The following is a 21,021-nucleotide window of genomic DNA, read 5'->3' on the forward strand; positions in this document are numbered from 1 at the left end:
CTCCGTCGCGAACCAGGTCCCGGCGGACTCGCCGCTGCCCGACTGCGCCCCCGGCACCCTGCGGGTGACCCTGCGCAGCACGTTGGTGTCGTAGTTCTCGGGTGCCGCCGCGGACTCAGACGTTGACGCCGAAGTCCTGCGCGATGCCGCGCAGGCCCGAGGCGTAACCCTGGCCGACGGCACGGAACTTCCACTCGGTGCCGTGGCGGTACAGCTCGCCGAAGACCATGGCGGTCTCGGTCGAGGCGTCCTCGCTGAGGTCGTAACGGGCGATCTCGGCGCCGCCGGCCTGGTTCACGACGCGGATGAACGCGTTGCGGACCTGGCCGAAGGACTGCTGGCGGGTCTCGGCGTCGTAGATCGACACCGGGAAGACGATCTTGGCGACGTCGGCGGGCACGCCCGCGAGGTTCACCTTGATCTGCTCGTCGTCGCCCTCGCCCTCACCGGTGAGGTTGTCACCGGTGTGCTCGACGGAGCCGTCGGCGCTCTTGAGGTTGTTGAAGAACACGAAGTCCTGGTCGTTACGGACCTTGCCGTCCTCGCCGGTCAGGATGGCGCTGGCGTCGAGGTCGAAGTCCGTCCCGGTGGTGGTGCGGACGTCCCAGCCCAGACCGACGGTGACGGCCGTCAGGCCCGGAGCCTCCTTGGTCAGCGAGACGTTGCCGCCCTTGCTGAGGCTGACTCCCACGAGTCCCTCCATTGGTTTCCAGGGGCAGCGCCCCCGTCGTGCGTTGGCATCGGATCAACGACTGGATCCTAGTGACCGGTTCCCGAGACGAGCAGGCTCTTGGCCTGAAGAATCAGAGGGTGTCGAGTGCCTTGATGTACTCGTTCAGGTCACGGGCGTCGGGCAGGGCGTTGACGACCGTCCACCGCACCACGCCCTCCTTGTCGATGATGAAGGTGCCGCGCAGCGCGCAGCCCTTGTCCTCGTCGAAGATCCCGTACGCGCGCGACACCTCGCCGTGCGGCCAGAAGTCCGACAGCAGCGGGTACTCCAGGCCCTCCTGCTCGGCGAAGACCCGCAGCGTGTGGATGGAGTCGTTGGAGACGGCCAGCAGCTGGGTGTCGTCGTTGACGAAGGCCGGCAGCTCGTCGCGGAGCGCGCAGAGCTCACCCGTGCACACGCCGGTGAAGGCGAACGGGTAGAAGAGCAGCACCACGTTCTTCTCGCCGCGGAAGTCGGAGAGGCGCACGGTGCGCCCGTGGTTGTCCTTCAGCTCGAAGTCGGGGGCCTTGGTGCCGACGGTGAGCGCCTCGGCGGCACGGGTCGCCTCGATCGTCATGAAAACGCAATCCCTTCCAGTGGGCTGCCTGTGGGCTGCCGGTGACTTCCGGGTGGCTTCCGGTAAGAGGGGCCAGGCCGGGCGGAGGGCTCCGGCCGGGTCCACCCTACGCACAGGGCCCCCGGCCGACGGTGTCGGCGGGGGCCCTGAGAGCTCTCGAGTGATCGGGGGGTCAGCGCTTGGTGCCGGTCTTAGCCGCCTTCGGCGTGATCAGCCGACTGCCGGTCCAGTCCTTGCCCGCGCTGATGCTCCGGGTCTGGGAGAGGCCGGCGGTCTGGGCGGCCTCATTGATGTCGCTGGGCTCGATGTAGCCGTCCCGGCCGGTCTTGGGCGTCAGGAGCCAGATCTCCCCACCCTCGTCGATCAGACCGATGGCGTCCACCAGCGCGTCCGTGAGGTCGCCATCCTCGTCGCGGAACCACAGCAGCACGACGTCGGCGACGTCGTCGTAGTCCTCGTCGAAGAGTTCCTGGCCGATCACGGCCTCGATTGCCTCACGGAGCTCCTGCTCGACGTCTTCGTCGTAGCCGATCTCCTGGACCACCTGTCCGGGCTCGAACCCCAGCTTTGCTGCCGGGTTGGTCCGCTCCTCCGCGTGGTCCGCGGTCGCGCTCACGGCTTGCCTCCTGATCGTATTTTGGAAAATGCTTCGGCCGCGCGCGTACGCGAGGCGTTGGCCGTAGTCCACACGTGCTGGGCGGATCGCGCAAGTACCCGGCGGTCGAGACCGCCGAAACGGTGACTTTTGGGGCCGTCTCGCCCCAACTCCAGGTACCGCTCCACCCGCGCCCGTCATGCAACCGCGGCTCTTGACCCACTTTAGGGGCTTCTGCGCCCTCCTGGCGCCCGCGATGGATCGATCACCGCGCCGAACGCGGGACCGAATCGGGCGTAAGGTTGCGATTCACCCCCGGATCTTGGTCCGGGACTCCCCCTGGGGTTACCTCACAGTAGAGATGACGATTGCCTCCACGGGGTAGACGATGGTGGCGGCGCGACCGTACTACCGGTTCTCCCCCGTAGGCTCCACCGACCAGAAGGAACAGCGTGGCTTCCGGATCCGATCGCAACCCGATCATCATTGGCGGCCTTCCCAGCCAGGTCCCGGATTTCGATCCCGAGGAGACCAAGGAATGGCTGGACTCGCTCGACGCCGCCATCGACGCGCGCGGCCGTGAGCGGGCCCGCTATCTGATGCTGCGCCTCATCGAGCGGGCCCGCGAGAAGCGCGTGGCCGTGCCCGAGATGCGCAGCACGGACTACGTGAACACCATCGCGACCAAGGACGAGCCGTTCTTCCCCGGCAACGAGGAGATCGAGCGCAAGATCCTCAACGCCACCCGCTGGAACGCCGCGGTGATGGTCTCCCGCGCCCAGCGCCCGGGCATCGGCGTCGGCGGGCACATCGCCACCTTCGCCTCCTCCGCGTCCCTCTACGACGTGGGCTTCAACCACTTCTTCCGCGGCAAGGACCAGGGCGACGGCGGCGACCAGATCTTCTTCCAGGGGCACGCGTCGCCCGGCATCTACGCCCGCGCGTTCCTGCTGGACCGGCTGAGCGAGACGCAGCTCGACGGCTTCCGCCAGGAGAAGTCGAAGTACCCCAACGGCCTGTCGTCGTATCCGCACCCGCGGTCCATGCCGGACTTCTGGGAGTTCCCGACGGTCTCCATGGGCCTCGGCCCGATCGGCGCGATCTACCAGGCGCGGATGAACCGCTACATGCACGCGCGCGGGATCGCGGACACCTCCAAGTCGCACGTCTGGGCGTTCCTGGGCGATGGCGAGATGGACGAGCCGGAGTCGCTCGGTCAGCTGTCGATCGCCGCCCGCGAAGGCCTGGACAACCTGACCTTCGTCGTCAACTGCAACCTCCAGCGCCTCGACGGCCCGGTGCGCGGCAACGGCAAGATCATGCAGGAGCTGGAGTCGCAGTTCCGCGGCGCCGGCTGGAACGTGATCAAGCTGATCTGGGACCGCTCCTGGGACCCGCTGCTGGCCCAGGACCGCGACGGCGTGCTGGTCAACAAGCTGAACACCACACCCGACGGACAGTTCCAGACGTACGCGACGGAGACCGGCGCGTACATCCGGGAGCACTTCTTCGGCGGCGACCACCGGCTGCGCGCGATGGTCGAGAACATGACCGACCACCAGATCCTGATGCTGGGGCGCGGCGGCCACGACCACCGGAAGATCTACGCGGCGTACAAGGCGGCCGTGGAGCACCAGGGCCAGCCGACCGTGATCCTGGCGCAGACGGTCAAGGGCTGGACGCTCGGCCCGAACTTCGAGGGCCGCAACGCCACGCACCAGATGAAGAAGCTGACGGTCGACGACCTGAAGCGCTTCCGCGACCGGCTGCACCTGCCCATCGCCGACAAGGAGCTCGAGGACGGGCTGCCGCCGTACTACCACCCGGGCCCGGAGTCCGAGGAGATCCAGTACATGCACGACCGCCGCAGGGCGCTGGGCGGGTACGTCCCGACCCGGGTCGTGCGGGCGAGGCCCCTGACGCTGCCGGACGACAAGGCGTACGCGGCGGTGAAGAAGGGCTCGGGGCAGCAGTCGATCGCGACGACGATGGCGTTCGTCCGCCTGCTGAAGGACCTCATGCGGGACAAGGAGCTCGGCAAGCGGTTCGTGCTGATCGCGCCCGACGAGTACCGCACGTTCGGTATGGACTCCTTCTTCCCGAGCGCCAAGATCTACAACCCGCTGGGCCAGCAGTACGAGGCGGTCGACCGCGAGCTGCTGCTCGCGTACAAGGAGTCGCCGACCGGGCAGATGCTGCACGACGGCATCTCGGAGGCGGGCTGCACGGCCTCGCTGATCGCCGCCGGGTCGGCGTACGCGACGCACGGCGAGCACCTGATCCCGGTGTACGTCTTCTACTCGATGTTCGGTTTCCAGCGGACCGGCGACCAGTTCTGGCAGATGGCCGACCAGCTGTCGCGCGGTTTCGTCCTGGGCGCGACCGCGGGACGTACGACGCTGACCGGCGAGGGCTTGCAGCACGCGGACGGCCACTCGCAGCTGCTCGCCTCGACGAACCCGGCCTGCGTCGCGTACGACCCGGCCTACGGCTACGAGATCGCGCACATCGTCAAGGACGGTCTGCGCCGGATGTACGGGCCGGAGAGCGAGGACGTCTTCTACTACCTGACCGTCTACAACGAGCCGATCCAGCACCCGGCCGAGCCGGCGGACGTGGACGTGGAGGGCATCCTCAAGGGCCTGCACCGCATCGGCGCGGGCGAGTCGGGGTCGATCCCGGCGCAGATCATGGCCTCCGGTGTCGCCGTGCCGTGGGCGCTGGAGGCGCAGCGGATCCTCGCCGAGGAGTGGAACGTACGCGCCGACGTGTGGTCGGCGACCTCGTGGAACGAGCTGCGCCGCGATGCCGTCGCGGTGGACGAGCACAACCTGCTGCACCCGGAGGAGGAGCAGCGCGTCCCGTACGTGACCCGGAAGCTGTCCGGCGCGGAGGGGCCGTTCGTGGCCGTCTCCGACTGGATGCGGTCGGTTCCGGACCAGATCGCGCGCTGGGTGCCGGGCCCGTACACCTCGCTGGGCGCGGACGGATTCGGCTTCGCGGACACGCGCGGGGCGGCACGGCGGTACTTCCACATCGACGCGCAGTCGATCGTGCTGGCGGTACTGACCGAGCTGGCCCGGGCGGGCAAGGTGGACGGCTCGGCGCTGAAGCAGGCCATCGACCGCTACCAGCTCCTCGACGTGTCGGCGGCGGACCCTGGCGCGGCCGGCGGCGACGCGTAGGCGTCCCGGCGAGCGGCCCGGCTGCCCCGGCGGTAGGTGCTTCGGCGGGGGGACCGCGTCCCCCCCCACGCCCCTAGGGGGCGTCTTGCCGATCTTGCCGGGCTCGCGGTGTCTGGCACGCCCTCCCCCAGAGCTTCGCCTGGGGGTGCCCCCAGCCGCGTTGTCGTCGGGGGTCGCCAATGCTGCGCAGTGGCTCCCTCCTCCGCCTTGCGATCGCACGCTCCCCCTCGGCTTCGCCTGGGGGGACCCCCAGACGCCGCTCGCTGATCCGGCCTGACCGGCAAGACGCCCCCTAGCATTCCGGACATGAACGAACGCTGGGAGGCGCGCACCCAGGCGCCGCTGCTGGGGCTCGCCGTCGCGTTCGGCGTGGCCTACGCGATACCGATCGTGGCGCCCGACGCCGCCCCCTGGGTCCATCGGAGCTGTCTGGTGGTCGAGTGGGTGGTGTGGGGCGCCTTCGCCGTGGACTACGTCGTACGGCTGGTGCTGGCGCCGGACCGGTGGCTCTTCGTACGCCGCCATCCGCTGGACCTGGCGGCGGTGCTGCTGCCGCTGATCCAGCCGCTGCGGCTGCTGCGCCTGGTCTCCACCCTGCTGCTGGTCGGGCGGCGGGCCCGGATGGCGCCGCAGATCACGCTGACGACGTACGTGGCGGGGTCGGTGGTGGGCCTGATGATGTTCGGCTCGCTGGCCGTGCTCCACGTGGAGCGGGACGCTCCGGACGGGAACATCAAGACGCTGGGCGACGCCGTGTGGTGGTCGTTCACGACGATGACCACCGTCGGGTACGGCGACCACGCACCGACGACCGGACTCGGGCGGGTGCTGGCGGTGGGGCTGATGCTCTCCGGCATCGCCCTGCTGGGTGTCGTCACCGCGAACATCGCGGCGTGGTTCATCTCCCGTTTCGAGCGGGACGACGCGGAGGAGCGCCGCCAGACGGCGCTCCTCGAAGCCCTGACACAGGAGGTCAAGGACCTGCGGGCGGAGGTCGCCCGGCTGTCGGCTGGTGTCCCGCCCCAGCGATGCACCCAGGCGCCCTCCGATCGGTCCTGAGGTCCCGCGCCGCGCGATCCGGCCCGGCCCGCCGCCACGTCCGGCCGCGTGACCGAGGGTTCCACGCGCTGGGCTCCGGGTACCCCGGTTCATGATTCCCAGACCTTGAAGGCCCGTACTTTATAGGGGGATTCGGGGACCCAGGTCCCCCCGCCCGGATAGGTCTCGAACTCGCCGGTCTCCGCGCACTCGGCCGACTGATATGTGGTGACGGGCCGTCCGGTGCGGTTGGCGACGGCGGTGGCGGTGGTGCCCGCGGGGAGCGGGACGCAGCTGTCGACGTCGATGCCGGTCAGCTCGTACGTCTGCCGGGCGCCGCGGAAGTCCTGCTTCGGCCACAGGCACAGTTGGCCGGTGTCGCACGGTCCGAGCCGCGGCGCCACGGCCGCGGGGGCGGTGGTGGTGACGGTCGCGCCGGCGCTGGCCGGCAGGGCGAGCCCCATCGCGCACGCGGCGAGCACGGCGGTGGCGGAGGCGAGCAGGACGGTGGCGTGGGTGCGCGTGGCGTAAGTGCGCGTGGCGTAGGTACGCATGATGGATCCCCCGTTACGTGTGGTGACGATCGCTTGGCTATAGCGTGACGCAGCGTGATCGCCTCGGGGAAGGGGGCTCGGTCGCATTCACCCGATCGGGTGGCCGACCGGCGCCGGGCACGCGCACCTCGGGCCCCGGCAGACGGTGTGCTGCCGGGGCCCGACGGCGGAACGGATGCGAGGGAACTGCGGCGTCAGAGGTGGGCGGCGCCCGCGCCCGCTTCGGCGTTCTCGCCGCGCTTGGTCAAGGTCGCGACCAGGGCCGCGACGACCGCCACCAGGCCGGCGACCGTGAACGCCATGCCCATGCCCGCCATGAAGGTGTCGTGGATGACTCCGCCGATCCGGTCGGCCATGTCCGGCGTCATACCAGGCGCCTTGGCCAGCTCGGCCGGGACCATGCCGAACTCCGCAGCCTCCTCCAGCCGCGGGTCCGCCGGGACCGGGATGCCGGCGGCCTTCCAGTTGCCCGCGAACTCGGCACTGACCTTGGAGGACATGACCGCGCCCAGCACCGCCGTACCCAGCGCGCCACCGACCTGCATCGCGGCCTGCTGAAGACCGCCGGCCACGCCCGAGAGCTCCAGCGGGGCATTGCCGACGATGACCTCCGTCGCGCCCACCATGACCGGCGCGAGGCCGAGGCCCAGCAGGGCGAACCAGAGTGACATCGCGAGCGTGCCCGTGCCCGGCGTAAGCGTGATCATGCCGAACATGGCCGCGGCGGTGCAGACCATGCCGCCCACCAGCGGGACGCGCGGCCCGAACTTGGTGATGAGCGCGCCCGCCAACGGCGAGGAGACGATCATCATCGCGGTCAGCGGCAGCAGGTGCAGGCCGCTGTCGACGGGGCTGAGCCCCTTGACGCCCTGGAGGTAGAACGTCACGAAGAAGAGGCCGCCCATGAAGGCGAAGGCCATCAGGACCATCAGCACGACACCCGCGGAGAGCGGGACGGAGCGGAACATGCCCAGGGGGATGAGGGGTTCCTTGACCTTCGTCTCCCAGACGGCGAAGAGCGCGAAGAGGGCCACCGCGGCGAGCATGCACAGCCAGGTGTTGCGCCCGCCCCATCCCCAGGACTCGCCGGCCTTGATGAGACCGAAGACGAGCGACCCCATCGCGCCGGACAGCAGCAGGATGCCGAGGACGTCGAACGACCGCGGGGCGTTCTCCGCCCGGTGGTCCTTGAGGATCAGTACGCCGAACACCAGGGCGACGACGCCGACCGGCACGTTGATGAAGAACACCGACTGCCAGCTGACGTGTTCGACCAGCACGCCGCCCAGGATCGGGCCGCCCGCGGTGGACGCGCCGATGACCATGCCCCAGATGCCGATGGCCATGTTCAGCTTCTCGGCCGGGAACGTGGCGCGCAGCAGGCCGAGCGCGGCCGGCATCAGCAGCGCCCCGAACAGGCCCTGGAGCACGCGGAAGGCGATCACGAGGCCGATCGAGTCGGACAGGCCGATCGCGGCGGAGGCCGCCGCGAAGCCCGCGATGCCTATCAGGAACGTCTGGCGGTGGCCGAAGCGGTCACCGAGCTTGCCGGCCGTGATGAGCGCGACGGCGAGCGCGAGGAGGTAGCCGTTGGTGATCCACTGCACGTCGGCGAGCGACGCGTTGAGGTCCCGCTGGATCGCGGGGTTGGCGATGGCGACGATCGTGCCGTCGAGCGCGACCATCATCACACCCACGGCAACAGCGAAGAGAGTAAGCCACGGGTGACCGCGCAGCCCCTTACCAGGTGCCCCGGCGGAACCGTGGTCCTGCGGGCCCCCCGGACCCTGCGACGGCGTCTTGATGGTGGTCTGACTAGTCATACCGCGAGGCTAATGTCAGCGACTGACAATTGACAAAGCAATTCACACGCCGGTAACTGTCATATCGCTCACAGGTACGCTGAGCTGGTGAAAGAGTCGAGACAAGGGCCATCAAGTGACGGTTGAGCAGCCGCCCGCCGTGGGGTTGCGCGAGCGCAAGAAGCAGCGCACCCGGGACGCCCTCGTGCGCGCCTCACTGGAGCTCTTCACCACCCAGGGGTACGAGCGGACCACCGTCGACGAGATCGCCGCCACCGTGGACGTCTCGCAGCGCACCTTCTTCCGCTACTTCGCCAGCAAGGAAGAAGTCGCCTTCACCGTCCAGCACATGGTCGAGCGGCATTTCGTGGCCGCGCTGTGCGCCCGCCCTCCCCACGAGGCCCCGCTCGACGCGCTGCGCAACGCCGTACTGTCCGCTTGGGACACCATCGAAGAGGCGATCACCGAGGTCATCCCGGTCGAGCTGTACCTGCGCACCTTCCAGGTGATCGAGTCGACGCCCGCGCTCCTCGCCGTCCATCTGCGCCGCTCCATCGAGATGGAGGAGAACATCGCCCGGCTCATCGCCGACCGCGAGGGGCTTGACGTGGACGCGGACCCCCGGCCGCGCATCGCGGTCGCCGCGTTCAGCGGCGTCATGCGGATCACCGGCCAGCTGTGGGGCCGCGGGGAGGACGCCTCCCTGGAGGCGATCCGCGCCCTCACCGAGACCTACCTCGACCATCTCGGCCCGGCCCTCGTCGGCGCCTGGCGCGACTTGCCCCCTTCAGGCGCGCCCGCGCCGTAGTGCGCACCCGTACGCCGCGGGTGCGCGTACGCAGGAGAGCGCCCGTGCGCCTTAGCGTGCCGGCGGCGCCGGAGTGCGCGCCGTGGCGCACGGCGCGCACGGGGTGCGCACGGTGGGTGAGCGCGCTTCCCCATATCCGCTCCCCCAAGCGTGATCTGCGTCACCCCCTTCGCGGGGCCCCGCGCGCGTCTCCTAGGGTGTCCCGCAGTGACTTCCTTCGACTCCTCCCCCACACTCACCGTCTGGCGCACATCGCTCGCTCTCGCGGTCGTCTTCGTCCTCCTCATGACCACCGGTTGGACGGCGATACGCCCGCAAGCGGGACTTGGAGGGCCGCTGGAGGTCGCGCTGGCCGCCTGGCGGAATGGCCGGATCGGTACGCACGAGCTCCCCGACCCCGAGGCGCCGCCGGGCGTCATAGCCGCCTTCTTCCGGGGGCTCAGGGCCCCGCAGCGCGAGCAGCTCGCCGCCGAGCACCCGCTCGTCGTGGGCAACCTCGCCGGCGCGCCGGTCACCCTGCGCTACCGCGCCAACCGCCACGCCCTGGGCCGGGCGCTCGACGCCGAGCGCGAGCGGGTGGCCGACACCCGGTTGTCCGCCGCCGGACACCAGGAAGCCCTCCGCCGCGTGCACCGGTTCAGCTCCCTCATCGGGGACGGGCGCCAGATCCTCTCCTTCGACCCGTCCGGCAAGGGCCGCGTGGCCGAGGTCTTCGGCGACCTCGACCGCGCCGAGCGCGTCTCGGTGGTCGTGCCCGGCGTCGACACCAACCTCCTCACCTTCGAGAAGAGCGCCCGCAAGTACACGGCCCCGGTCGGGATGGCCCAGTCGCTGTACGCCGCCGAACGCGCCGCCTCCCCCACCACCCGTACCGCCGTCATCGCCTGGGCCGACTACACCTCGCCCGTCGGCGTCGGCATGGACGCCGCGACCGGACGGCTCGCCGCCGACGGCGCCGTACGGCTGGTGTCTCTGACCAGCGCGCTGCCCGGCGACTCGCGAGTCTCCCTCTTCTGCCACAGCTACGGCTCCGTGGTCTGCGGCGTCGCCGCGCGCCGACTGCCCGCGCGCGTCTCCGACGTCGCCGTCGCGGGCAGCCCCGGCATGCGCGCGGAGAACGCCGCCGCCCTCCACACCCGCGCCCGCGTGTGGGCCATGCGCGACGCCGACGACTGGATCGCCGACGTGCCCTACCTGGACGTCGGCGGGCTGGGGCACGGCGCCGACCCGGTGGCGCCGGAGTTCGGGGCGCGCGTGCTGTCGGCGTCCGGCGCGGCGGGCCACGCCGGCTACTTCGAGCCGGGCACCGAGAGCCTCGAGAACTTCGCCGAGATAGGCGTCGGCGCGTACGACAGCGTCAGCTGCTCCGACGGCGACCCAGGCGCCACCGGCGACAGCGACGAGAACGACGAGAACGACCACAACGACGACAGCGGCGCCGGCAGTGGCGGCAGCGACCTGAGCGACAGTGGTGGCTCACGTGACGCCGACGGCGCCTGCCGCAGTGGAATCTCCGGTCCCAGTACCGCCTGACGCGCGTAGAGGCGCGCGGAGTGTGGCGCACATCGGAACTTTCGAGGGGCGACGCGCGGGCGCACGCCGCATACGATGAGGCGCATGGGTGATGTGCTGGCCGGAATTCATGCTTCCTGGGAGTTCGAAACCGACGCCGTGCTCATCCGCTTCGAACGGGGGATACGCGCGCCCAAGCTCTTCCAGACGCTGCGCGAACGACGCATTCCCCACGAGGCGTTGGCGTCGGTGACCCTCTCTCCGGGCAAACGCGGCACGGTCGTGCTGCACGCGGCACCGCGACCGGGCGCCGATCCGCTGATGGAGGCGGCCGCCGGCCAGCTGAAGGAGGGCAGCGACCCCTACCGGCTGGTCCTGCCCGCCGACCGCGAGACCCTCGCCGAGTACTACGCGGACGAGCTGCGCGCCCTGCTCGGTCCGCGCGCGGGTGAACCGGCCGACCGGTTCCTGGTGGCGGCCCCCGAGGCGCCGCTCCAGTTCAAGGCGTACGACGGCAAGGCGTCCTTCGACGGGAGCCAGGTGGCGTTCCGGTGGTTCTGGACCGGAGCCTCCTCCGCCAAGTGGAAGGCCGGCGACCAGTCCTTCTCCGTACGGGAGCTGTGCGGCGTCGAGTGGCGCTCGCCCGACGTCCTGGACGGCTACCTCCGGCTGCTGCGGCGCGGCCACACCCCGGAGCCCCAGGCGGATCAGGACCCGGCCGCCGTCGTCTTCGGCCTCGGGTACGGGCCCGTGCACGAGTCGCTGCCCTTCGCGGCGGCGGTACTCGCGGCGGTACGGGACGGGAGCCGGGAGGGCGGCAGGGACGGCTCCGGGGGCGGGGGGTCGGCAACCGTGCCCGTGCCGGTGCCCGTGGGAGCCGGGCGGCGCGACCCGGCGGACATCGCGGAACGCATCCGGCACCTGGGTGAGCTGTACCAGGCGGGACTGGTGACGGACGAGGAGTTCACCACGAAGAAGGCGGAGCTCCTGGCGGAGCTCTGACGCTGACGCCGCTGACGCTGACGCCGCTCTGACGCCGACGCCGGGGCACACGGGCGTCGCCCCCCTCTGATACTCCGGTGGGCGCGGCGCCTGATACCCCGGTATGACGCGGTCGCAGGAGCCGCTGCCTAGGCTGATCCGTCATGCCCGACCTCCCCACGCCCCCACCCGCGCCGAAGTCCTCACCCACTCCGAAATCGCCGCCCACGCCGAAGTCCCCGCCCCGGCTGCGCGATGCCGCGCGCGCCTCGCTGCGTACGCTCGGGACCGCGCTCGCCACCCCGACCCGGCCCGGCGCGCCGTTGTTCGCGCACGCCGGGGCGCGGTGGCTGCGCCTGCTGCCGTACGCCGTCGCCCTCGCGTTCGTCGCGGTGCTGCTGCCCGTGACGGCCACCGTCCTCGCCCAGAACTACGAGCTGAACGGCGCGCTCGCCGCGGTTCTGGCCATCGCCCAGACCGCGCCGCTGCTGCTCGCCGTCGGGCGGCCGCTGCAGGCGTGGTGGCTCATCGGGGCCGCCGACGTGGCCGGCGCGCTGGTGGTGCTCGGCGCGGGTGAGGTTGCGGGGCGGCTCTGGCCCTGGACGCCGATGGTCGTCGTCGGCTACCTGGTGCTCATGGTGGCCGTGGGGTTGCGCGAGCCGCGGCGCACGCTCCTCGGCGTATGGCTGGTGACGGGCGCGGCCGGGTTCGTCTTCGAGCTGGTGTCGGAGCAGCGGGCCGCCGGCGCCGTCCACGTGTTGCTGTTCATCCTGACCGGTGTGGTGCTGCTGCTGACGGGGACGCTGCGGGAACGCCGCGACGCGCAGCGGCGGCTGGCCGAGCAGGAGACCATCAGCGAGGCCGAGCGCGCCCGGCGCACGCTGCTGGAGGAGCGGACCCGGATCGCGCGCGAGCTGCACGACGTGGTGGCTCACCACATGTCGGTGATCACGGTGCAGGCGGACTCGGCGCCGTACCGGATCGAGGGGCTCTCCGAGGCGGCGCGCGAGGAGTTCACGACGATCGCCGCGTCCGCGCGCGAGTCGCTGGCGGAGATGCGGCGGCTGCTGACGGTGCTGCGCAGCGACGGCGGAGACGGCGGAGACGGCACGGCAGGTACGGAGGGCGCGGACGGTACGGACGCGGGGGGCGGCGAACGGGCGCCGCAGCCCGGACTGGACCGCCTCCAGCAGCTCGTCGAGGCGACCGTACGGGCCGGCGTACCGGCCGAGTTGTCGCTGCCGGCGGCCGCGGGGCTCGGCGCCGTGCCGCAGGCGGTGGACCTCTCCGCGTACCGGATCGTGCAGGAGGCGCTCGCCAATGTGGTGCGGCACGCGCCCGGGGCGCCGACGCGGGTGTCGGTGACGTCGGCGGACGGCTGGCTGACGGTGCTGGTGGTCAACGGCCCGCCCGAGGATCCGCGTTCACCGGCGCGTGCCCCCGTGGAAGCGCCCGGGAGCGGCACCGGGCACGGTCTGGTCGGCATGCGCGAGCGCGTACGGTTGACGGGCGGCACGCTGGACACCGGGCCGCTGCCGGACGGGGGGTACCGGGTGGCGGCCCGCATGCCCCTGAGCATGAAGGAGCGTGTGTGACCATCCGCGTGATCATCGTCGACGACCAGGCCATGGTGCGGGCGGGGTTCGCCGCCCTGCTGTCGGCGCAGCCGGACATCGACGTCGTCGGCGAGGCGGCCGACGGGCGGGCGGGCGTCTCCGTGGCCCGCTCCACGCACCCCGACGTGGTTCTGATGGACGTGCGGATGCCGGAGATGGACGGGCTCGCGGCGGCCCGCGAGCTGCTGAACCCGCCGCCCGGCGTGGACGTCCACCGCCCGAGGGTGCTGATGCTCACCACCTTCGACGTGGACGACTACGTGTACGAGGCGCTGCGCGCCGGGGCGTCCGGCTTCCTGCTGAAGGACGCCCCACCGGCGGACCTGATCGCGGCGGTACGGGTGGTGGCGGCGGGCGAGGCGCTGCTCGCCCCCTCGGTGACGCGCCGTCTGATCGCCGACTTCGCCGCCACCCGGCCCGCCCCGCGCCGGAACCACGCCCTCCGCCTGAACGGTCTGACGCCCCGTGAGACGGAGGTGCTGGAGCTGATCGCCCGGGGCCTGTCGAACCAGGAGATCGCGGCCCACCTGGTCCTCGCCGAACAGACGGTGAAGACGCACATCGGGCGGGTGCTGTCCAAGCTGGACCTGCGGGACCGGGCACAGGCGGTGATCTTCGCGTACGAGTCCGGGCTGGTGACCCCGGGCGACGCGAACCGCTGAGCCTCGCCGCCGAACCCCCGCACTCCTTACCCCGTACCCCGGTATCACCCCGTGGATCACTCCGCGGGGTGACGCTGCGTCCGGGGCCGCGCCCCTACCTTCCTCGCGCCGGACACGGCGAAGGAAACAGAGGGGGGCGCGATGCGCCGGTACAAGAACCGGTACGTGAGCCGGTGCAAGAGGACGTACAAGAAGACGTACAAGAGGGCCGCGACCACCGCCGCGCTGGTGCTGGCCGTCGTGGCTGGGACCACCGGATGGGCGGCCGGGCAGGGCAGTGGGCAGCAGCCCGTCACCGGGCCACCGCCGGGTACGGCCGCGTGGCGGGCGGACACGTCACTGGGGCGGGAGCTGCCCGACCCGGCCACGGCGGCACCCGCGCAGGTGGCGGCCTTCTTCGCCGGGCTCAGCGCGGAGCAGCGGCACGAGCTCGTGCGGCGGCATCCGGCCGTGGTGGGCAACCTGGACGGGGCGCCCGTGGCGCTGCGCTACGAGGCGAACGCCCTCTCCGTACGCCGCGACGCGCGGTACGCACGGCTCGCCGGGCGGCAGATCCTGGCGTTCGACCCGCGCGGCCGCGGCCAGGTCGCGGAGGTGTACGGGGACCTGGCGCGCAGCCGGCACATCGCCGTCATCGTGCCGGGCTCGGACATCGACGCGGGGACCTACGACCGGGCCACCGACCCGTACGGCACGCCCGCCGGGATGGGCGAGCAGCTGCGCCGGGCGGCCACGGACACGGCCGTCATCGCCTGGACGGGGTACACCACGCCCGTCGGCGTCGGGCTGGACGCCGCGACCGGCGACCTCGCCGAGGCCGGGGCCGAGCGGCTGGTCCGGCTGACCGACGGGCTCGCCGCCACCGGCGCTCCCGAGCCCGCCGTGTTCTGCCACAGTTACGGCTCCGTCGTGTGCGGCCTGGCCGCGGAGCGGCTCAAGGCGAAGGACCTCGTCGTCCTCGGCTCCCCCGGCATGCGCGCCGAGAACGTCGCCGACCTCCGCACCACCGCCCGCGTCTGGGCCGCCAAGGACCCCTCCGACTGGATCGACGACGTACCGAACGTCCAGGTCGCCGGGGTCGGCCACGGCCCGGATCCGGCCGATCCCGCCTTCGGCGCCCGCGCCGTGCCCGCCGCCGACGCGCACGGCCACACCGGCTACTTCGCGCCCGGCACGCGATCCCTGCGCGCCTTCGCCGCCATCGCGGAAGCGGAAGCGCAAGCACCGGCCGACACGGGGCGCACGCGATGAGGCTCCCGGACCTCGCCGCGCGCGATCGAAGCGCGCACGCCCGCGCATCGCGACCGCGCCATCGACGGGTACGCGCCCTCACCGCGCGCACGCTGGCGGGCCTGACGGCCGCGCCCGGCACCCTCGGGTGGATCGGGGCGCGGCTCGCCTGGCTGCCGCTCTTCGCCGGGCTGCTCGTCCTCATCGAGCGGTACGCGCGCGGCTTCGAGTCGCCGTGGACGAGGGCCGGCACAGCCCTCCGCACGACGGCGGCACTGCTCGCGGCCGAGTTCGCGGTGTTCGCGCTGAGCTAGTCCCTAGCTCTCGCGTGCGGCCGACGTGAACGTCATGTCGGCGTACCGGTCTCCCGCCACCCGCTCGGCGATCGGCTCCAGCACCGCCAGCTCGTCGGCGCCGAGCGTGATCCGGGTGGCCGCGGCGTTCTCCAGCAGCCGGGTGCGCTTGCGCGTGCCGGGGATCGGCACGACGGTGAGGCCGTGCACGGACGCCCGCTGCTGCACCCAGGCGAGCGCGACCTGAGCGGGCGTCACCCCGTGCGCCTCGGCCACCTTCCGTACCGGGGCCAGCAGATCGGCGTTGCGCTGGGCGTTCTCGCCGGAGAAGCGCGGGTGGCTCTTGCGGAAGTCGTTGCTCGGCAGGTCCTTGACCGCGTCCACGAACACCCCGGCCAGGAAGCCGCGGCCGAGCGGCGAGTACGGCACGAACGCCACGCCCAGCTCGGCGGCCGCGCCCACCGCGCTGCGCTCGACGTCGCGGCTGAACAGCGACCACTCCGACTGCACCGCGGTGATCGGGTGCACGGCGTGCGCCTCCCGCAGCTCGGCGCCCGTGACCTCGCTCAGCCCCAGGTACTTGACCTTGCCTTCCTTGACCAGTTCGGCCATGGCGCCGACGGTCTCGGCGATCGGCACGGCGGGGTCGCGGCGGTGCATGTAGTAGAGGTCGACGGCGTCGACGCCCAGGCGGCGCAGGCTGCCCTCGATGGACGACCTGATGTAGGCGGGGTCGTTGCGGATGCCCCGGTAGGCCGGGTCGTCGGTGCGTACGATGCCGAACTTCGTGGCCAGGGTGATCTCGTCGCGGTGCGCGGCGACGAAGGGCGCGAGGAACTCCTCGTTGGCGCCCCGCCCGTAGACGTCGGCGGTGTCGATGAGGGTGACGCCCGCCTCCAGCGCGGCGTCCAGGGTGTCGCGGGCGGCGGCCTCGTCGGTGGCGCCGTAGAACTCGCTGATGCCCATGGCGCCGAAGCCCTGGACGCCGACCTCGGGGCCGTCCTCCCCAAGGCGTACCGTGGCGATCCTGTCGTTGGTCATGTGGCCCTCTCCGACGTCCTGCTGTGGACGCCCGCGTAATAGTTGATCTTGTGGTCGAGTACGGCGAGGGTGTCGTGGAGCTCCGCGATCCGCGCCCGCACATCCCTGCGCGTCCGCTCCAGGAGCTCCTGCCGCTGCTCGAAGGTGTGCTCGCCCTCGCGCACCAGCTCGGCGTACCTCACCATGTCGGCGACCGGCATGCCGGTCAGCCGCAGCTTGCCGACGAACCTGAGCCAGTCCAGGTCCCGGTTGGTGAACCGGCGCTGTCCGGTGTGCGAACGGTCGACGTGCGGCATCAGCCCGATCCGCTCGTACCAGCGCAGCGTGTGCGCGGTCAGGCCGGTCCAGTCCGCGACTTCGCTGATCGTGTAGCGGTCCTGACCGTCGGGGCGCGGGTGCGCCGGCGGCGCGGAGACGCAGATCTCGGTGCTCGGCGTCCGTACGGGGGTGCTTGCGATCACCGTCATGGCCCCCACGCTAGGAGGTTGGAGTGCACTCGAAGCAAGGAGATTCCGAGGCAAGATCCGAGCAAGATCCGAGGCGGGATCTCAGACGCGTTCGAACGAGCTCGCCGCGACGATACGCTCGTACGCATGCAGAGCCTGGCGATGATCGAGAACTGGCCCGTTCCCACCGCTGCCACCGCGGTCGTACGCGCCGACGGCACGGTGGCCGGAGCGCACGGTCCCACGGGGCGGCGCTTCCCCCTGGCCTCGGTCACCAAGCCGCTCGCCGCGTACGCCGTGCTCGTCGCGTACGAGGAGGGGGCCGTCGAGCTCGACGAGCCGGCGGGGCCCGAGGGGTCCACGGTGCGGCACCTGCTCGCGCACACGTCGGGGCTCGCGTTCGACGAGCACCGGGTGATGGCGGAGCCGGGCGCGCGGCGGATCTACTCGAACGCGGGCTTCGAGGTGCTGGGCGACCATGTGGCCAAGGCCACGGACATCCCGTTCGCGGAGTACCTGCGCCAGGCGGTGCTGGAGCCGCTCGGCATGAAGGACACGAGCCTGGACGGCTCGCCCGCGAAGGACGGCGTCTCGACCGTCGACGACCTGGTGCGGTTCGCCGCCGAGGTTCAGGCGCCGCGGCTGCTGGACGCGCGCACCGTGCTGGAGGCGATGTCGGTCGTCCACCCGGGGCTGACCGGCATCCTGCCGGGCTATGGGCACCAGAAGCCCAACGACTGGGGGCTCGGCTTCGAGATCCGGGACGGCAAGTCGCCGCACTGGACGGGGGCTTCGTCATCGCCGCGGACCTTCGGGCACTTCGGTCAGTCGGGGACGTTCCTGTGGATCGACCCTGACGCCGGGTGGGCGGGCGGCACGGGCGCGGCGTGCGTGGCGCTGACCGACCGGGCCTTCGGACCGTGGGCGATCGAGGCGTGGCCGCCGTTCACGGACGCGGTCCTCGCGGAGCTGCGCACGGCGGCCTGAGCCCCAGGCAGGCGACACCCCTACATGGGCCTCGCCGTCAGCCCGACATCTCCCACACCAGCACCTCGCACCCGTCGAGCGACGCCACCAGCTCCAGGCCCTCCGCGCCGGTGACCCGGGCCGCGTCCCCGGGTCCCAGCGACTCGCCGGCCAGCCGTACCCGTCCGCGTACGACGTGCGCGTACACGAAGGGCGCGTCCGGGACCGCCGTCCGCTCGCCCGCCGCGCCCAGGCGCCGCACGTGCAGCACGGCGCCCGCCGCCGGCACCGCGTACGGCGTCGAGTCCGCGATGCCGGGCACCGTCTCGTACGACGGCTCCCCGCCCGGCTCGATCGGCGCCAGCCACATCTGTACGAAGGTGAGGGGTACGTCACCGTCGTTGCGCTCCTCGTGCCGCACCCCGCTCGCGGCGCTGAGGTGCTGGACGTCGCCGGGGCGCACCACCGACGCGTGCCCGGCGGAGTCGCGGTGCGTGAGCTCGCCCTCGACGACCCAGGTGACGATCTCGGTGTGGCTGTGCGGGTGCTCGGCGAATCCGGCGCCGGGGGCGAGCCGCTCCTCGTTGCATGCGAGGAGGGCGCCGAAGCGCAGGTTGCCGGGGTCGTAGAAGCGCCCGAAGGAGAAGGCGTGCAGGGTTTCTATGCCGGCCGCCGGGTCGCCACCGGCGTACCTCTCGTCGGCGCGCTGAACGGAAATCACAAGGCCAACGGTAGACCGGCTGGTCACTCCCCCGTCCCGATAAGGCAGTCTTGTCCCGTGCCTGAACCCGCAGCGAACGACGCCCACCCGCACTCCGCGACCCTCAAACGCCTGGAGCAGTCCTCCGGGCGACTCGCGGCGAACGCCATCGCCCGCATGGACGAGACGCTGCCGTGGTACCGGGCGATGCCCCCGGAGAACCGGTCCTGGATCGGGCTGGTCGCCCAGGCGGGTATCGCCGCTTTCACGGAGTGGTTCCGGCACCCGGAGACCCCGCAGGCCATCTCCACCGACGTCTTCGGCACGGCGCCGCGCGAGCTGACCCGGGCGATCACGCTGCGGCAGACCGTCGAGATGGTGCGTACGACGATCGAGGTCATGGAGTCGGCGATCGAGGAGGTCGCCGCCCCCGGTGACGAATCGGTGCTGCGCGAGGCGCTGCTCGTCTACGCGCGGGAGATCGCCTTCGCGACGGCACAGGTGTACGCGCAGGCCGCCGAGGCGCGCGGTGCGTGGGACGCGCGGCTGGAGTCGCTGGTCGTCAACGCCGTGCTGTCGGGCGAGGCGGACGAGGGTGCCGTGTCGCGGGCGGCCGCGCTCGGCTGGAACTCGCCGGAGCACGTGTGTGTGATCCTCGGCACCGCGCCGGACGGCGACAGCGAGCTGACGGTGGAGGCGATCCGCCGGGCCGCCCGCCACGCCAAGCTGCAGGTCCTCACCGGGGTGCTCGGCTCCCGGCTCGTGGTCATCGCGGGGGGCAGCGACAACCCGCTGCAGGTGGCGAAGGCACTGATCGGCCCGTACGCGGCCGGCCCGGTCGTCGCGGGCCCGATCGTGCCGGACCTGCTGGCGGCGACGCGGTCCGCGCAGGCCGCGGCGGCCGGGCTGAAGGCCTGCTCGGCGTGGCAGGACGCGCCGCGGCCGGTGCTGGCGGACGATCTGCTGCCGGAGCGTGCGATGGCCGGTGACCCGTCGGCGCGGGACCAGCTGGTGGAGGAGATCTACAGACCGCTGGAGGAGGCGGGCTCCGCGCTCTTGGAGACGCTCAGCGTGTATCTGGAGCAGGCGAGCAGTCTGGAGGGCGCGGCCAGGATGCTGTTCGTGCACCCCAACACCGTGCGCTACCGCCTCCGACGTGTGACGGATGTCACCGGCTGGTCACCGTCCGATGTCCGCTCGGCGTTCACCTTGCGGATCGCCCTGATCCTCGGGCGGCTCGCCGAGGCGGACACCCCGTCGTGAACCGACCCTAGACTTTGTCGAACACCAACAATTCACCCGACGGTTCTTCGTCCCAGTCCCCACGGGCGGTGGGAGCCGTCCACAAGAGAGAGTGTGAGGGTGCTCGTACTCGTCGCTCCCGGCCAAGGCGCTCAGACGCCCGGCTTCCTGACTCCCTGGCTCGACCTCCCCGGCGCCGCCGACCGTGTCGGCGCGTGGTCCGAGGCCATCGGGCTCGACCTCGTCCACTACGGCACGAAGGCCGACGCGGAGGAGATCCGCGACACGGCCGTGGCCCAGCCCCTGCTGGTGGCGGCCGGTCTGCTGTCGGCCTCCGCCCTCGGTGACGTGACGCCGGGCGCCGTGGCCGGTCACAGCGTCGGCGAGATCACCGCGGCGGCGTTCGCGCGGGTCCTCGACGAGACCGCCGCGCTCCGCTTCGTCCGGACGCGTGGCCTGGCGATGGCCGAGGCCGCCGCCGTCACCGAGACGGGCATGTCGGCACTGCTCGGCGGCGACCCGGCGGTGACCGTTCCGCACCTGGAGAAGCTGGGCCTGACCCCGGCGAACGTGAACGGCGCGGGCCAGATCGTCGCCGCCGGCACGATGGAACAGCTCGCGGCGCTGGAGGCGGACAAGCCCGAGGGCGTACGCCGCGTGGTGGCGCTGAAGGTCGCCGGCGCGTTCCACACGCACCACATGGCGCCCGCGGTCACGGCGCTCCAGCAGGCCGCCGACGGCCTCACCCCGGCGGACCCGGTGGTGCCGTACGTCTCGAACAAGGACGGGCGTACCGTTGCCACGGGCGCCGATGTCGTCGCCCGCCTGGTCGGGCAGGTCGCCAACCCGGTGCGCTGGGACCTGTGCATGGAAACGTTCCAGCAGCTCGGCGCGACCGCGCTGGTGGAGGTGTGCCCCGGTGGCACCCTGACCGGCATCGCCAAGCGCGCCCTGCCGGGTGTCGCGACCCTCGCGCTGAAGACGCCGGACGACCTCGACGCGGCGCGCGCGCTCATCGCCGAGCACGCCGGCGCCGGCCCCGCCGCGTGACGCACGCCCCG

At 71.9% G+C, this 21,021-nt stretch carries 19 protein-coding genes and 1 pseudogene; 12 read left to right on the plus strand and 8 right to left on the minus strand.

Annotated elements, in window-relative coordinates; genetic code table 11:
- Nucleotides 1–115: 115 nt before the first annotated feature.
- From ABZX67_RS07035 to ABZX67_RS07045, 3 genes are all read right to left on the minus strand, one after another.
- Complete coding sequence (locus ABZX67_RS07035; protein WP_355355691.1) at nt 116–691, minus strand: TerD family protein; 576 nt, start codon at nt 689–691, stop codon at nt 116–118.
- Between the two features lie 112 nt (nt 692–803).
- On the minus strand, nt 804–1,289 hold the full coding sequence (locus ABZX67_RS07040) for a peroxiredoxin (protein WP_355355693.1): 486 nt from the start codon (nt 1,287–1,289) through the stop codon (nt 804–806).
- 172 nt (nt 1,290–1,461) lie between these two features.
- Nucleotides 1,462–1,905 carry a DUF3052 domain-containing protein gene (locus tag ABZX67_RS07045; protein WP_355355695.1) on the minus strand — a complete coding sequence of 148 codons (444 nt, stop codon included), beginning with the start codon at nt 1,903–1,905 and terminating at the stop codon, nt 1,462–1,464.
- A gap of 431 nt (nt 1,906–2,336) precedes the next feature.
- On the opposite strand from ABZX67_RS07045, the gene aceE reads away from it, so the two are divergent.
- Nucleotides 2,337–5,069, plus strand: a complete 2,733-nt coding sequence (gene aceE, locus ABZX67_RS07050; RefSeq protein ID WP_355355697.1) for a pyruvate dehydrogenase (acetyl-transferring), homodimeric type — start codon at nt 2,337–2,339, stop codon at nt 5,067–5,069.
- 306 nt (nt 5,070–5,375) lie between these two features.
- Nucleotides 5,376–6,128, plus strand: coding sequence for a potassium channel family protein (locus ABZX67_RS07055; protein WP_355355699.1), 753 nt, complete (start codon nt 5,376–5,378; stop codon nt 6,126–6,128).
- Nucleotides 6,129–6,217: 89 nt separating this feature from the next.
- Here ABZX67_RS07055 and ABZX67_RS07060 read toward each other — a convergent pair whose 3' ends face one another.
- Together ABZX67_RS07060 and ABZX67_RS07065 are read right to left on the minus strand one after the other, a co-directional pair.
- Complete coding sequence (locus ABZX67_RS07060; RefSeq protein WP_355355701.1) at nt 6,218–6,661, minus strand: peptidase inhibitor family I36 protein; 444 nt, start codon at nt 6,659–6,661, stop codon at nt 6,218–6,220.
- Between the two features lie 194 nt (nt 6,662–6,855).
- Entirely contained in the window at nt 6,856–8,484 is a 1,629-nt protein-coding gene (locus tag ABZX67_RS07065) for an MFS transporter (protein WP_355355703.1), read from the minus strand.
- Nucleotides 8,485–8,599: 115 nt separating this feature from the next.
- On the opposite strand from ABZX67_RS07065, the gene ABZX67_RS07070 reads away from it, so the two are divergent.
- The 7 genes and pseudogenes from ABZX67_RS07070 to ABZX67_RS07100 form a co-directional block, all read left to right on the plus strand.
- Nucleotides 8,600–9,271 (plus strand): TetR family transcriptional regulator, encoded by a 672-nt coding sequence (locus tag ABZX67_RS07070; RefSeq protein WP_355355705.1) that lies wholly within the window; start codon nt 8,600–8,602, stop codon nt 9,269–9,271.
- 207 nt (nt 9,272–9,478) lie between these two features.
- Complete coding sequence (locus tag ABZX67_RS07075; protein WP_355355707.1) at nt 9,479–10,804, plus strand: alpha/beta hydrolase; 1,326 nt, start codon at nt 9,479–9,481, stop codon at nt 10,802–10,804.
- An 84-nt stretch (nt 10,805–10,888) separates the two neighbouring features.
- Complete coding sequence (locus tag ABZX67_RS07080; protein ID WP_355355709.1) at nt 10,889–11,785, plus strand: DUF4429 domain-containing protein; 897 nt, start codon at nt 10,889–10,891, stop codon at nt 11,783–11,785.
- 143 nt (nt 11,786–11,928) lie between these two features.
- Nucleotides 11,929–13,359: a histidine kinase gene (locus ABZX67_RS07085; RefSeq protein WP_355355711.1), complete on the plus strand. Its 1,431-nt coding sequence runs from the start codon at nt 11,929–11,931 to the stop codon at nt 13,357–13,359.
- Nucleotides 13,356–14,042: a response regulator transcription factor gene (locus ABZX67_RS07090; RefSeq protein WP_355355713.1), complete on the plus strand. Its 687-nt coding sequence runs from the start codon at nt 13,356–13,358 to the stop codon at nt 14,040–14,042. Before ABZX67_RS07085 ends, ABZX67_RS07090 begins: the two co-directional genes overlap by 4 nt.
- A gap of 141 nt (nt 14,043–14,183) precedes the next feature.
- Nucleotides 14,184–15,293: an alpha/beta hydrolase gene (locus tag ABZX67_RS07095; protein ID WP_355355715.1), complete on the plus strand. Its 1,110-nt coding sequence runs from the start codon at nt 14,184–14,186 to the stop codon at nt 15,291–15,293.
- 92 nt (nt 15,294–15,385) lie between these two features.
- Nucleotides 15,386–15,586: pseudogene (locus ABZX67_RS07100) on the plus strand (acyltransferase); the annotation flags it as partial.
- Nucleotides 15,587–15,589: 3 nt separating this feature from the next.
- Here ABZX67_RS07100 and ABZX67_RS07105 read toward each other — a convergent pair.
- Both ABZX67_RS07105 and ABZX67_RS07110 read right to left on the minus strand, forming a co-directional pair.
- Nucleotides 15,590–16,606: an aldo/keto reductase gene (locus ABZX67_RS07105; RefSeq protein ID WP_355355717.1), complete on the minus strand. Its 1,017-nt coding sequence runs from the start codon at nt 16,604–16,606 to the stop codon at nt 15,590–15,592.
- Nucleotides 16,603–17,073 carry a MerR family transcriptional regulator gene (locus ABZX67_RS07110; protein WP_355355719.1) on the minus strand — a complete coding sequence of 157 codons (471 nt, stop codon included), beginning with the start codon at nt 17,071–17,073 and terminating at the stop codon, nt 16,603–16,605. Before ABZX67_RS07110 ends, ABZX67_RS07105 begins: the two co-directional genes overlap by 4 nt.
- A gap of 126 nt (nt 17,074–17,199) precedes the next feature.
- On the opposite strand from ABZX67_RS07110, the gene ABZX67_RS07115 reads away from it, so the two are divergent.
- Entirely contained in the window at nt 17,200–18,039 is an 840-nt protein-coding gene (locus ABZX67_RS07115) for a serine hydrolase domain-containing protein (protein ID WP_355355721.1), read from the plus strand.
- Nucleotides 18,040–18,076: 37 nt separating this feature from the next.
- On the opposite strand, the gene ABZX67_RS07120 is transcribed toward ABZX67_RS07115, so the two are convergent.
- Nucleotides 18,077–18,739, minus strand: coding sequence for a pirin family protein (locus ABZX67_RS07120; RefSeq protein WP_355355723.1), 663 nt, complete (start codon nt 18,737–18,739; stop codon nt 18,077–18,079).
- A 57-nt stretch (nt 18,740–18,796) separates the two neighbouring features.
- Between ABZX67_RS07120 and ABZX67_RS07125 the strand changes: the two genes are divergently transcribed.
- Nucleotides 18,797–19,981 (plus strand): helix-turn-helix domain-containing protein, encoded by a 1,185-nt coding sequence (locus ABZX67_RS07125; RefSeq protein ID WP_355355725.1) that lies wholly within the window; start codon nt 18,797–18,799, stop codon nt 19,979–19,981.
- A 99-nt stretch (nt 19,982–20,080) separates the two neighbouring features.
- Nucleotides 20,081–21,010 (plus strand): ACP S-malonyltransferase, encoded by a 930-nt coding sequence (locus ABZX67_RS07130; protein WP_355355727.1) that lies wholly within the window; start codon nt 20,081–20,083, stop codon nt 21,008–21,010.
- Nucleotides 21,011–21,021 lie beyond the last annotated feature (11 nt).

The sequence above is a fragment of the Streptomyces sp. NPDC003036 genome, from assembly GCF_040611175.1.
Classification (GTDB): Bacteria; Actinomycetota; Actinomycetes; order Streptomycetales; family Streptomycetaceae; genus Streptomyces.